Origin of the sequence: Serratia grimesii, from assembly GCF_900186025.1 — a bacterium.
GTDB lineage: Bacteria > Pseudomonadota > Gammaproteobacteria > Enterobacterales > Enterobacteriaceae > Serratia > Serratia grimesii.
On sequence record NZ_LT883155.1, the window covers coordinates 279,979 to 292,405 of the forward strand.

General features: G+C 54.3%; 11 protein-coding genes. 8 read left to right on the forward strand and 3 right to left on the reverse strand.

Going from position 1 to position 12,427, the window contains the following annotated elements; translation table 11 throughout:
* The first annotated feature begins 170 nt into the window (after positions 1–170).
* The 5 genes from ugpB (at position 171) to ugpQ (ending at position 5,169) form a co-directional block, all read left to right on the forward strand.
* A complete protein-coding gene (gene ugpB, locus SGBXF1_RS01240) occupies positions 171–1,490 on the forward strand; it encodes a sn-glycerol-3-phosphate ABC transporter substrate-binding protein UgpB (RefSeq protein WP_061808254.1) in 1,320 nt (439 codons plus the stop codon).
* A gap of 113 nt (positions 1,491–1,603) precedes the next feature.
* A complete protein-coding gene (gene ugpA / locus SGBXF1_RS01245) occupies positions 1,604–2,491 on the forward strand; it encodes a sn-glycerol-3-phosphate ABC transporter permease UgpA (RefSeq protein ID WP_061808135.1) in 888 nt (295 codons plus the stop codon).
* Positions 2,488–3,333, forward strand: coding sequence for a sn-glycerol-3-phosphate ABC transporter permease UgpE (gene ugpE, locus SGBXF1_RS01250; RefSeq protein ID WP_061808134.1), 846 nt, complete (start codon positions 2,488–2,490; stop codon positions 3,331–3,333). Before ugpA ends, ugpE begins: the two co-directional genes overlap by 4 nt.
* 16 nt (positions 3,334–3,349) lie before the next feature.
* Positions 3,350–4,426, forward strand: coding sequence for a sn-glycerol-3-phosphate import ATP-binding protein UgpC (locus SGBXF1_RS01255; protein ID WP_037423492.1), 1,077 nt, complete (start codon positions 3,350–3,352; stop codon positions 4,424–4,426).
* On the forward strand, positions 4,423–5,169 hold the full coding sequence (ugpQ, locus tag SGBXF1_RS01260; RefSeq protein ID WP_037423495.1) for a glycerophosphodiester phosphodiesterase: 747 nt from the start codon (positions 4,423–4,425) through the stop codon (positions 5,167–5,169). Before SGBXF1_RS01255 ends, ugpQ begins: the two co-directional genes overlap by 4 nt.
* Here the strand turns inward: ugpQ and SGBXF1_RS01265 are convergent.
* Positions 5,166–5,495: a hypothetical protein gene (locus tag SGBXF1_RS01265; RefSeq protein ID WP_037423510.1), complete on the reverse strand. Its 330-nt coding sequence runs from the start codon at positions 5,493–5,495 to the stop codon at positions 5,166–5,168. The genes ugpQ and SGBXF1_RS01265 overlap by 4 nt on opposite strands.
* Positions 5,496–5,690: 195 nt before the next feature.
* Between SGBXF1_RS01265 and SGBXF1_RS01270 the strand changes: the two genes are divergently transcribed.
* On the forward strand, positions 5,691–6,554 hold the full coding sequence (locus SGBXF1_RS01270; protein ID WP_037423511.1) for a carboxylate/amino acid/amine transporter: 864 nt from the start codon (positions 5,691–5,693) through the stop codon (positions 6,552–6,554).
* A 33-nt stretch (positions 6,555–6,587) separates the two neighbouring features.
* On the opposite strand, the gene metR is transcribed toward SGBXF1_RS01270, so the two are convergent.
* Positions 6,588–7,538 carry an HTH-type transcriptional regulator MetR gene (gene metR, locus SGBXF1_RS01275; protein WP_061808130.1) on the reverse strand — a complete coding sequence of 317 codons (951 nt, stop codon included), beginning with the start codon at positions 7,536–7,538 and terminating at the stop codon, positions 6,588–6,590.
* A 90-nt stretch (positions 7,539–7,628) separates the two neighbouring features.
* Here metR and metE point away from each other — a divergent pair, with 90 nt between their 5' ends.
* A complete protein-coding gene (gene metE, locus SGBXF1_RS01280) occupies positions 7,629–9,920 on the forward strand; it encodes a 5-methyltetrahydropteroyltriglutamate--homocysteine S-methyltransferase (protein ID WP_186427710.1) in 2,292 nt (763 codons plus the stop codon).
* Between the two features lie 109 nt (positions 9,921–10,029).
* Here metE and SGBXF1_RS01285 read toward each other — a convergent pair whose 3' ends face one another.
* The gene (locus SGBXF1_RS01285) at positions 10,030–10,866 is read right to left on the reverse strand and encodes a dienelactone hydrolase family protein (RefSeq protein WP_130382681.1); all 837 of its coding nucleotides are present in this window, start codon (positions 10,864–10,866) and stop codon (positions 10,030–10,032) included.
* 508 nt (positions 10,867–11,374) lie between these two features.
* On the opposite strand from SGBXF1_RS01285, the gene udp reads away from it, so the two are divergent.
* A complete protein-coding gene (gene udp / locus SGBXF1_RS01290) occupies positions 11,375–12,136 on the forward strand; it encodes a uridine phosphorylase (RefSeq protein WP_037423519.1) in 762 nt (253 codons plus the stop codon).
* Positions 12,137–12,427 lie beyond the last annotated feature (291 nt).

Here is a 12,427-nt window from a genome sequence, read left to right on the forward strand (position 1 = left end):
TTTTCCTGCCGCCGACATCAAACCGCAACCTGCACTTCACTCTTCCGTCATATAGCTGTCATCTGGTGGTTATGTTTCTGTCATCCGAGCATGGCATGTTAGCTTCCGAACAAAAAACTGATTCTTTTCGCTCACGCGCTTATTACACCAGCTTTTTTCAGGAGTTAGGCATGCTCACCTACGCTATTCGCAAAACTACGCTGTGCGTCGCGTTGACCCTGGCGGTCAGCACTCATGCACTGGCGGCAACCGAGATCCCGTTCTGGCATTCGATGGAAGGCGAACTGGGTAAAGAAGTGGATTCCCTGGCGGATCGCTTTAACCAATCGCACCCCGACGTCAAAATTGTTCCGGTTTATAAAGGTAACTACGAACAGAATCTGGCGGCGGGCATCGCGGCCTATCGCTCAGGTAAAGCACCGGCGATTTTGCAGGTGTATGAGGTGGGCACGGCAACCATGATGGCCAGCAAGGCGATCAAGCCGGTGTATGAGGTGTTTAAAGACGCTGGCATCAACTTTGACGAGTCGGTGTTCGTGCCGACGGTGGCAGGTTACTACACCGACAACAAGAGCGGGCACCTGCTGTCTCAGCCGTTCAACAGCTCTACCCCAGTTCTGTATTACAACAAAGATGCCTTCAAGAAGGCTGGCCTGAACCCAGATCAGCCACCAAAAACGTGGCAAGAGTTGGCGGCGGATACGGCCAAACTGCGTGAAGCTGGTATGAAGTGTGGTTACGCGAGTGGCTGGCAGGGTTGGATCCAACTCGAGAACTTCAGCGCCTGGCACGGTGTACCGTTCGCCACGGAAAATAACGGGTTCGGTGGCACCAGCGCCAAACTGGAGTTCAACAAGCCGCTTCAGGTCAAGCACATCCAACTGCTGGAAGACATGAACAAGAAGGGGGATTTCACCTACTTCGGCCGTAAAGACGAATCCACCGAGAAGTTCTACAGCGGTGATTGCGCCATTACCACTGCATCCTCCGGTTCGCTGGCAGATATTAAGCACTACGCCAAATTTAACTATGGTGTTGGCATGATGCCTTATGACGCGGATGCCAAAAATGCACCGCAGAACGCCATCATTGGTGGCGCCAGCTTGTGGGTGATGAACGGCAAAGATGCCGCCACCTATAAGGGCGTAGCTGAATTCCTGCAGTATCTGGCCCAACCGGAAATCGCTGCCGAATGGCATCAGAAAACCGGTTATCTGCCGATCACGACCGCTGCGTACGATCTGACCAAGCAACAGGGTTTCTATGATAAGAACCCGGGTGCCGATGTGGCAACACGTCAGATGCTGAACAAACCGCCATTGCCGTTCACCAAGGGTCTGCGTCTGGGCAATATGCCGCAGATTCGTACCGTCGTAGATGAAGAGCTGGAAGGTGTGTGGACCGGGAAGAAAACGCCACAGCAGGCGTTGGATGCCGCCGTACAGCGAGGTGATGTTTTGCTGCGCCGTTTTGAGTCCCAGACCAAGTAACGTCAACCGGAATTCCTTTTCGGCGAACGACACCGATCCACCCCCTCTCCCTTGGGAGAGGGCCGGGGTGAAGGGCTCAGTCAGCCCTTCACCCATATTAACGGTTAACCTCTATGTCATCTTCCCGTCCCGGTTTCGGCTGTAGCTGGCTGCCCTATGTATTGGTGCTGCCGCAACTGTTGATCACCGCAATCTTCTTCCTGTGGCCTGCCGGTGAGGCGCTGTGGTATTCAGTGCAAAGCCTCGATCCGTTTGGTCTGTCCAGCCAGTTTGTCGGGCTGGATAACTTCACCCAGTTGTTCCAGGACCCGTATTACCTCGATTCGTTTTACACAACGCTGATTTTCAGTTTCCTGGTGGCAGGTATCGGGCTGGTCGTGTCGTTGTTCTTCGCCGCGTTGGTGGATTATGTCCTGCGCGGCAGCCGAATTTACCGGACGCTGATGATTTTGCCTTATGCCGTGGCCCCTGCGGTGGCGGCTGTACTGTGGATTTTCCTGTTTAACCCGGGGCTGGGGCTGATTACTCACTTCCTCAATGGATTGGGTTACAACTGGAACCACGCGCAAAATAGCGGACAGGCGATGTTCCTGGTGGTGCTGGCTTCGGTATGGCAGCAAATCAGCTATAACTTTTTGTTTTTCTTGGCGGCGTTACAGTCCATTCCACGCTCCCTGGTTGAGGCGGCAGCCATCGACGGTGCTGGCCCGGTGCGGCGCTTCTTCAACCTGGTGTTGCCGTTGATCACGCCGGTGAGCTTCTTCCTGCTGGTGGTAAATCTGGTGTATGCCTTCTTCGATACCTTCCCAGTGATCGATGCTGCGACTGGCGGCGGGCCGGTACAATCCACGACCACGTTGATCTACAAGATCTACCGCGAAGGCTTTGCGGGTCTGGATCTGTCCAGCTCAGCGGCGCAGTCGGTGATCCTGATGCTGTTGGTAATTGGTCTGACGGTGATCCAGTTCCGTTTTGTCGAACGTAAGGTGCGCTACCAATGATTGAGAACCGACGCGGGCTGGATATCTTCAGCCACGTAATGCTGATTATCGGCGTACTGGTGGTGTTGTTCCCGCTGTACGTGGCCTTTGTGGCCGCTACATTGGACGATAAAGAGGTGTTCCAGGTGCCGATGACCCTGATCCCGGGTGGACATCTGTGGGAAAACATCAGCAACATCTGGCAGGGCGGTGTGGGCAACCTCAAAGTGCCGTTTTCGATGCTGTTGCTGAATAGCGTGATCATGGCGCTGGCCATCACCTTCGGCAAAATTGTAGTGTCGGTGCTGTCGGCCTACGCCATCGTGTATTTCCGTTTCCCGCTACGCAGTCTGTTTTTCTGGCTGATATTCCTCACACTGATGCTACCGGTGGAAGTGCGTATTTTCCCAACGGTAGAGGTGATCTCCAACCTCAACCTGCTGGACAGCTACACCGGCCTGACGCTGCCGCTGATGGCCTCGGCAACCGCTACCTTCCTGCTACGCCAGTTCTTTATGACCTTGCCGGACGAATTGCTGGAAGCTGCGCGTATTGATGGTGCCGGCCCGATGCGCTTCTTCTGGGACATTGTGCTGCCGCTGTCGAAGACCAACCTGGCTGCGCTGTTTGTCATCACCTTTATCTACGGCTGGAACCAGTACCTGTGGCCGATCCTGATCACCAGCGACGCCTCAATGGGCACCGCGGTGGCGGGCATCAAAAGCATGATCTCCACCTCCGGTGCGCCGACCCAGTGGAATCAGGTCATGGCGGCGATGATTCTGACTTTAATCCCACCGCTGGCGGTGGTTCTTCTGATGCAGCGCTGGTTTGTACGCGGCCTGGTTGATAGCGAAAAGTAACGAGAGAAATTTTCACATGGCAGGTTTAAAACTACAGGCAGTCACCAAATCCTACGACGGTAAAACGCCGGTGATTAAGCAGATCGATCTCGACGTGGCGGACGGTGAGTTTATCGTGATGGTCGGCCCGTCCGGCTGCGGTAAGTCGACGCTGTTGCGTATGGTCGCTGGGTTGGAACGTACCACCAGCGGCGATATCTATATCGACAGCCAGCGTGTGACCGATATGGAGCCGAAAGATCGCGGCATTGCGATGGTGTTTCAGAACTACGCGCTGTATCCGCATATGAGCGTGTATGACAACATGGCCTATGGCTTGAAAATTCGCGGGTTTGGCAAACAGCATATCCAACAGCGTGTCGAAGACGCGGCACGCATTTTAGAACTGGAGCCGCTGTTGCAGCGCAAGCCGCGTGAGCTTTCTGGCGGCCAGCGTCAGCGGGTGGCGATGGGGCGCGCTATCGTGCGTGAACCTGCGGTGTTTCTGTTTGATGAGCCATTGTCTAACCTGGATGCCAAACTGCGCGTACAGATGCGTCTGGAATTGCAGCAGCTGCACCGCCGACTGAAAACCACCAGCTTATACGTGACGCACGATCAGGTGGAGGCGATGACGCTGGCGCAGCGGGTGATCGTGATGAACAAGGGCGTGGCGGAGCAGATTGGTACCCCGAGCGAGGTCTATCAGCGCCCCGCATCGCTGTTTGTAGCCAGTTTTATTGGGTCACCGGCGATGAATCTGTTGCCCGGCACGCTGAGTGCTGACGGCAGCCAACTGCGGTTGTCGGATGGCATGATGCTGAATTTGCCGCAGGCGAAAGCACAATGGGGAGGACGCCAGTTGACGCTCGGCATCCGTCCGGAGCATATTCAACTGACCACCGATGAGCAGGGTGGTGTGCCGTTGATTATGCAAACGCTAGAGCTGTTGGGAGCGGACAATCTGGCTCATGGGCAGTGGGGTGGACACGGTGTGATCGCCCGACTTTCGCATGAAACTATGCCGGCAGCGGGCAGCACGCTATATTTGCACCTGCCTGCACAGGCGCTGCACTTTTTTGATACCGATAGCGGATTACGGATGGAACAATGACCACAGCCTGGCCTTATCCACATATTGTCGCCCACCGCGGCGGCGGTTCTCTGGCGCCGGAAAATACCTTGGCGGCAATTGACGTTGGCGCACGTCACGGTCACAAAATGATTGAGTTCGACGCCAAGCTGGCGCAGGACGGGCAAATTTTTCTACTGCACGACGATACCCTGGATCGTACCAGTAACGGTTGGGGCGTGGCGGGTGAGTTGCCCTGGGACAAGCTGGTACAGCTGGATGCCGGCAACTGGTATAACTCTGCCTACAAGGGGGAACGTTTGCCGTTGCTGTCTGACGTCGCTGAACGCTGCTTACAACATGGCATGATGGCGAACATTGAAATCAAACCCACTACCGGCAGTGACGATGAAACAGGTCGGGTGGTCGCGCTGGCGGCGCGCTTGCTGTGGCAGGGACAGACTGATCCATTGCTTTCTTCGTTCTCGATAGAAGCGCTTGAGGCGGCACAACGTACCGTACCGGAACTGCCGCGTGGTTTGCTACTGGATGAGTGGGATGACAACTGGCAAGTGCTGACAGAGCGGTTGGGCTGTGTGTCATTACACATCAACCATAAAGAACTGACTGCCGAGCGAGTCGCGGCGCTGAAAGCCGCAGGCTTGCGCATTCTGGTTTATACCGTTAACCAGCCGGCACGCGCGCGCCTGCTGTTGAACTGGGGTGTTGATTGCATTTGCACTGACCGGATAGATTTAATCGGGCCCGATTTTCCAAACGGCTAACCTCCGTTGACAGGCGTCGGCATCGGCGCCTGGGGTACCGAAGGGGTAGTGCGATCAAACGGGTTGCGCGGTTGGTTACCATTTGGCAGCAGTTGGCCGTTGTTCGGCGAATTTCGCTGCAACTGCTGTTGGTTGTTGTCAAATTGCCGCTGTTGTTGCAAACGGCGTTGATCCAACTGTTGGTTATTCAGCATACGCTGCTGTTGTACTTGTTGATTACGGTGATTGAGAAACTGCTGTTGCGAGCTGAGATCGGTGACACCGTTGGCCGCAGCGGCCAATCCGGACAGCAATAACAGGCTGGACAGCATGTGATAACTTTTCATGGTTTTTACCTCGCTTTTATACCCGCCGTCTTTCAAGCTGCACGGTGAAAGCCATGGGGTATATGTTAAGACTAACTCATCGGTGAGAATTTGCTGATAGTTTGTATTTCACTCAGATGTAAACCGCCTTTTCGTCACGATCTATCTCTCCTTCCGTTACAATCGCCCTTTCTGACTTTTTAGGGTGAACCCATCGTGCTGCTTCTGGTGATTACTACCATCCTGTGGGCATTCTCTTTCAGCCTGATTGGTGAATATCTGGCGGGCCATGTCGACAGCTGGTTCTCAGTATTGATGCGTATTGGTCTTGCAGCGTTGGTGTTCCTGCCTTTCCTGCGTTGGCGCAATATCAAACCAAAAGTGATCATGATGTACATGCTGGTGGGAGCCTGTCAGCTTGGCATCATGTACCTGTTTAGCTTCCGTGCGTACATGTACTTAACGGTGCCGGAATTCTTGCTGTTTACCGTCCTGACGCCGCTCTATGTCACGCTGATTTATGATCTGATCAGTGGACAACGCCTGCGCTGGAGCTACGTGCTCAGTGCATTGTTGGCGGTATTGGGGGCGGCGATCATCCGTTACCATCAGCTTAGTGAGCATTTCTGGTGGGGGTTACTGCTGGTGCAGGCGGCGAATATCAGCTTTGCCATCGGCATGGTTGGCTACAAACGCTTGATGGAAGTGCATCCACTGCCACAGCATACTGCGTTTTCCTGGTTCTACCTGGGAGCGCTAGTGGTGGCGGTGGTAGCCTGGTGTCTGTGGGGCAATCCAAATCAGTTACCGACGACCAACCTGCAATGGGGCATTCTGGTGTGGCTGGGTGTGGTGGCTTCCGGACTGGGTTATTTCATGTGGAACTACGGTGCAACGCAGGTGGATGCCGGTACGCTGGGCATCATGAATAACATGCATGTGCCTGCTGGGCTGCTGGTAAATCTGGCGATCTGGCAGCAACAGCCACACTGGCCGAGTTTTATTATCGGTGGGGCGGTCATTGTTGCTTCATTATGGGTGCACCGTCGTTGGGTGGCGCCCAAAATAATCAGTAAATAAACCGGGCTGCCCAAGCGCAGACAGCCCTGATCGTCAGGGCTGTGAAGCCAGTGGTTTGACGCTGGCGACACCGGCGCTTGGGCGGGCGGCGTCACGGACGAACGGCAGATGGTTGCAGGCGTGCTGGCGTGCCGAACGAATAAAGGCTTCCGTCACTGCCTGGCGCTGCTCTCCATCGCGTACCGCGGCATACAAGCGGCTCCACAGACCATCACCCAAGGTTTTGGTCACCACCAATCCCTGGCGCTCAAAGCTTTCCACGACCCAATGCGGCAATGCCGCAATCCCCATCCGTGCGGACACCATCTGGATGAGCAGTAGAGTGTTATCCACGTTTTTCAATGCTGGGTTGATGCCTGCTGGTTGCAGGAAATGGCGCCAGATATCCAACCGTTGGCGCTGTACCGGATAAATCATCAGCGTTTCGTCGCTCAAATCCTCAGGCGTAATGTGCAACTTACTGGCCAACGGATGATCCGGTGCCAGCACCAGCCGCACTTCGAAATCAAACATTGGTGAATAGTGCAGGCCGCTGCGCGGCAGAATATCGGAGGTCAGCACCAGATCCAGCTCGCCCTGTTGCAAGGCGGGTTGAGGGTCAAAGGTGACGCCAGACTTGAAGTCCATCACGACCTGCGGCCAACTCTGACGGAAATTATCCAACGCCGGCGTCAGCCATTGAATACAACTGTGGCACTCAATAGCGATACGCAGCGTTGCCTGATGAGGTTCGTGACATGCCTGTAGCGCCTGCTGAATTTGCGGCAGCACCTGTTCTGCCAGCTGTAGCAGGATCTCTCCCTGCGCAGTAAAGCGCAGCGGTTGGCTCTTGCGAACGAACAGCTTGAAGCCCAGACGCTGTTCCAGATCGCTGAACTGATGTGACAATGCAGACTGCGTCTGATGGAGTTGGGCCGCCGCGGCCGCTAGCGAGCCGGTATTGCGCAGAGCCTGTAGCGTCCGTAAGTGTTTCAGTTCGATCATGAGAGTCCTTCACAGTGACAGTGAATAAATTGCGCTTGTGGTTAATACAGTACCTGCGGATTATGGATGTGTAAACATCTGGACGGCTAAATGGGGAATATGACGATGGCAATTTTAAATCACACACTGGGTTTTCCGCGCGTTGGGCTACGACGTGAGCTGAAAAAAGCTCAGGAAAGCTACTGGGCAGGTAATTCAACGCAGGAAGAACTGCTGGCGGTTGGCCGTGAGCTGCGCGCTCGTCATTGGCAACAGCAACAGCAAGCCGGGGTGGATTTGGTGCCGGTCGGCGATTTCGCTTGGTACGATCATGTATTAACCACCAGTCTGCTGCTGGGTAACGTACCGGCGCGTCATCAGAATAAAGACGGTTCAATCGATCTCGACACGCTGTTCCGTCTTGGCCGTGGCCGCGCACCGACCGGGGAACCGGCGGCAGCGGCGGAAATGACCAAATGGTTTAACACCAACTACCACTACATGGTGCCTGAATTCCAGAAAGGTCAGCAGTTCAAACTGGGCTGGACCCAATTACTGGACGAGGTTGACGAAGCATTGGCCTTGGGCCACAAAATCAAGCCAGTGTTGCTGGGCCCGGTAACGTATCTGTGGCTGGGCAAAGTGAAGGGCGAGCAGTTTGATCGTCTGTCACTGCTGAAAGATATTCTGCCGGTTTACCAGCAGGTGCTGGCTGAGTTGGCGAAACGCGGCGTTGAGTGGGTACAGATCGACGAACCTGCTCTGGTGCTTGAATTACCACAAGAATGGCTGAACGCCTTTAAGCCCGCTTATGACGCGCTGCAGGGCCAGGTAAAACTGTTGCTGACGACCTACTTCGACAGCATTGGCCACAACCTGGCTACCCTTCGTGAGCTACCGGTACAGGGGCTGCATGTTGACCTGGTTGCCGGCAACGATGATATCGCCACCTTAAACCAGGTATTGCCAAAAGAGTGGCTGTTGTCTCTGGGGGTCATCAATGGGCGCAACGTTTGGCGCGCCGATCTGAGCAGTTGGTTCGAACGTCTGCAACCTTTGGTTGGTAGCCGTCCATTGTGGATTGGCACCTCTTGTTCACTGCTGCACAGCCCAATCGATCTGAGCGTCGAAACCCGCCTGGATGAAGAAGTGAAAAGCTGGTTTGCCTTCGCCCTGCAAAAATGTGCCGAACTGGCGTTACTGAGTGCGGCGTTGAACGCACCGAGTGCAGAAAAACAGGCAGAACTTGATGCCTACAGCGCACCAATCCGTGCCCGTCGTCAGTCCAGCCGTGTGCATAATGCGCAGGTAGGTCAACGTCTGGCTGCGATTACCGCACAGGACAGTGAACGCCAGCGTCCTTATGCCGAACGCGCTCAGGCACAGCGTGATCGCTTCAACCTGCCGGCTTGGCCGACCACCACTATTGGCTCATTCCCGCAAACGACCGAAATCCGTGGTCTGCGCCTGGACTTCAAACAGGGTCGCCTGGACAGTAACAACTACCGCACCAGCATCAGTGAGCACATCAAACAGGCGATCGTTGAACAAGAACGTTTGGGTCTGGATGTGTTGGTACACGGTGAAGCCGAACGCAATGACATGGTGGAATATTTCGGTGAGAACCTTGATGGCTTCGTCTTCACGCAAAATGGTTGGGTGCAAAGCTACGGTTCCCGTTGCGTTAAACCGCCAGTCATTATCGGTGATGTCAGTCGACCGGAAGCCATCACCGTTGAGTGGGCGAAGTATGCTCAGTCACTGACTGACAAGCCGGTAAAAGGCATGTTGACCGGTCCGGTGACCATTCTTTGCTGGTCATTCCCGCGTGAAGACGTCAGCCGCGAAGTGATTGCCAAACAGATTGCTCTGGCACTGCGTGATGAAGTGGAAGATCTGGAAAAAGCCGGTATCGGTATCATCCAGATTGATGAGCCTGCACTGCGTGAAGGTCTGCCGCTGCGTCAATCTGACTGGGCTGCTTACCTGAACTGGGCGGTAGATGCGTTTAAACTGAATGCCGCTGTGGCGCAAGATGACACGCAGATCCACACCCATATGTGTTACTGCGAGTTTAACGACATCATGGATTCGATTGCCGCGTTGGATGCTGACGTGATCACCATCGAAACCTCGCGTTCCGATATGGATCTGTTGGAAGCCTTCAAAGAGTTCGAGTATCCAAACGAAATTGGTCCGGGCGTGTATGACATCCACTCGCCAAACGTACCAAGCGTGGAATGGATCGAAGCGCTGTTGCGTAAAGCAGCGCAGAACATCCCGGCAGAACGTCTGTGGGTTAACCCAGACTGCGGCCTGAAAACCCGTGGTTGGCCGGAAACCCGCCAGTCGCTGACTAACATGGTACTGGCCGCACAGCGCTTGCGCGAACTGCAGGCTTGATTGCTGAAAAACGACCGTGATGGTTTGATGTGATTATTCAGGGCGCCTCGGCGCCCTTTTTTATGCCCTCAGCAACTGCCCGTTCTGGCAACCCTGAGGTGAGGGGGCGTTATTTAATGCCAGGTACGCCATGTTGAGCGAACCATGCCAGCATGCGCTGCCAGCCATCTTCCGCCGCTTCGGCATTGTAGCTTGGTCGGTAGTCGGCATTGAAGGCGTGGCCAGCTTCGGGGTAGACCACGATTTCGGCACTAGCGTTAGCCGCACGGATCGCCTGACGCATGCTTTCAACCGTATCCAGTGGGATACTGCTGTCCTGACCGCCATATAATCCCAGTACCGGCGCAGAGAGTTGCGTGGCGACATCGACCGGGTGCTTTGGAGAGTTAAGCGTTTTCTCTCCCACCAGTTTGCCATACCAAGCGACAGCGGCCTTTAGCTGCGGGTTATGTGCCGCATACAACCAGGTAATACGACCGCCCCAGCAAAAACCGGTAATGGCCAGCTTGCCGGCATCGCCGCCGTGGCGTGTGGCCCAATGAGCGGCATGGTCCAGATCCGCCAGTACCTGGCGATCTGGCACTTTACTCACCAACTTCTGAAACAGTTCACTGATGTCGGTGTAATCCTTGGCATCTCCCTGACGGAAATACAGCTCAGGTGCGATCGCCAGATAGCCTTGCTTTGCCAAGCGACGGCACACGTCCTGAATATGTTCATGAACGCCAAAAATTTCCTGTACCACCAGGACAACCGGGAAGGGGCCACTGTGATCTGCTGGTTTGGCGATATAGGCCGGCAGATTGTCGCCCTGCGAAGGAATAGTGGTTTCCCCCGCATGAATGCCTTGTTCATCGGTAAGAATAGTTGAGGCAGCCAACGGTGTTACGGCTGGGGTGAATCCCCCCTGAGCCTGTTTTAATGTCATCACATGATCGGTTTTCATTGCGGTCTCCGTGCAATAGAGAAAAGCGCTGAGATTAACTATAGGAAAGATTACGCGTTATTGGCGTCGAGTTGCGCATTTTCGGCCAAGTCTGTAAAAAACGGTTAATTATCTGGCTTTACTGCATTTTTGTTGTCTTTTTATCATGCTATTACGCATGTTGACCCCTATGAGTACCATAAGGTGCGTTAGCTGCCTTTTGTATGGCTAAGCTGGCGATAAACGGCGGTTATTTTCTGAGGTCACGTAAATAGTGGGTTAGGGAAAAGACCTTTACGGTCAGCGACGCGTCGCGGGAAACGGCCGTACAGTTTGTCAGCTAGACTTGTGGCAACTGAGGCGCTCAGATCGGCCTTTTAGCTTGTTTTTGTGACTATTGTCACGAAAATTATGTAGATTGCATTCTGTTTCTTTATTCAAAGTGATGGTCGTCACTAAATTGAGTGACGATTTTCAGTAGAGTACTTTTTTGTTCCTCCCAATAAACATGATCTATGAGGAGTCTCGCATGTCTCAATCTGACGTTTTTCATCTCGGCCTCACTAAAAACGATTTACAAGGGGCCCAGCTTGCCATCGTTCCTGGCGATCCACAGCGCGTAGAGAAAATTGCCAAGCTGATGGAAAATCCGGTGCATCTGGCTTCCCATCGTGAATTTACCTCCTGGCGCGCAGAGCTGGACGGCAAGGCAGTGATCGTCTGCTCTACCGGCATTGGTGGCCCGTCTACCTCTATCGCCGTTGAAGAACTGGCGCAATTGGGTATCCGTACCTTCCTGCGTATCGGCACCACCGGTGCGATCCAGTCAAACATCAATGTCGGTGACGTCTTGGTCACCACTGCGGCAGTTCGCCTTGATGGTGCGAGCTTGCACTTCGCGCCGATGGAATTCCCGGCCGTGGCCGATTTCACCTGTACCACGGCACTGGTCGAAGCGGCTAAAGCTGCTGGCGCGACTACTCACATTGGCGTGACGGCGTCTTCTGATACCTTCTACCCTGGTCAGGAACGTTACGATACTTTCTCTGGCCGCGTCGTCAGCCGCTTCAAAGGCTCGATGGAAGAATGGCAGTCAATGGGCGTGATGAACTATGAAATGGAATCTGCAACACTGCTGACCATGTGTGCTAGCCAAGGCCTGCGTGCTGGTATGGTTGCCGGTGTCATCGTTAACCGCACCCAGCAGGAAATTCCTAACGCAGAAACCATGAAAAACACCGAAAGCAAAGCGGTACAGATCGTGGTTGATGCGGCGCGCCGCCTGTTGTAATTATCTCGCAGTTCAACGGGTCGCTGACGCGGCCCGTTTTGCCATTCAGTCGTAATCTGTTACGGTTATACCCCGTCGTCTTTCAAACTGCAGCGCTGTTGGCTGCGCTCGTTCACCTCAGTGACTTATCTGAGTAAGCGCCTGGGGACTCCCGATCTGGCCGCCTATCTGCAATTTGAAAGTCATAGGGTTATTTCGCTCTATGTGCCATCTTTCTGGCCACCTCTATGACCCGTTGAGCCCGGTTTTACCGATGCTTTCAGGTTGCGTTTTTTCAGACAATAACCGCGA